The organism is Mesorhizobium sp. M2E.F.Ca.ET.219.01.1.1, from assembly GCF_004016445.2.
Taxonomy (GTDB): Bacteria; Pseudomonadota; Alphaproteobacteria; order Rhizobiales; family Rhizobiaceae; genus Mesorhizobium.
On record NZ_SADT02000186.1, the window covers coordinates 1 to 314 of the forward strand.

1 protein-coding gene is annotated in these 314 nt (G+C 55.7%); it reads left to right on the plus strand.

All coding sequences use genetic code 11. From position 1 onward, the window contains the following. Positions 1–106: 106 nt before the first annotated feature. A partial coding sequence (locus tag EN862_RS36690; RefSeq protein WP_210235710.1) for a hypothetical protein occupies positions 107–314 on the plus strand: 208 nt, incomplete at its 3' end.

A 314-nucleotide genomic window follows, 5' to 3' on the forward strand; every position in this document is an offset into this window, starting at 1 on the left:
ACGCGATCTCCTGGATCAGGCTGTTCCCGCTTTTCACGAAAACAGGGCTGTCGAACATCCGATCGTTCATAGGATCCTCCACGTCGAACGAACAATTGAGTTTTGAATGAGTGGGACCGACAGCGGTCCGCCCGGCAAAAATATTGGGTTGCAAATTTTGGCCGTCAAGATGCCCATCACCGACGTCGACGAGAGCACGGTGGTAAGGGGACCGAACTCCCCCGATCGCTATTGCAGCCCGGTATCACAGGACTGGCCAAAAGTGCTTTCCCGGCTCGTGGCGCTGTGCTCCAACGGCCATGCACCAATACTTG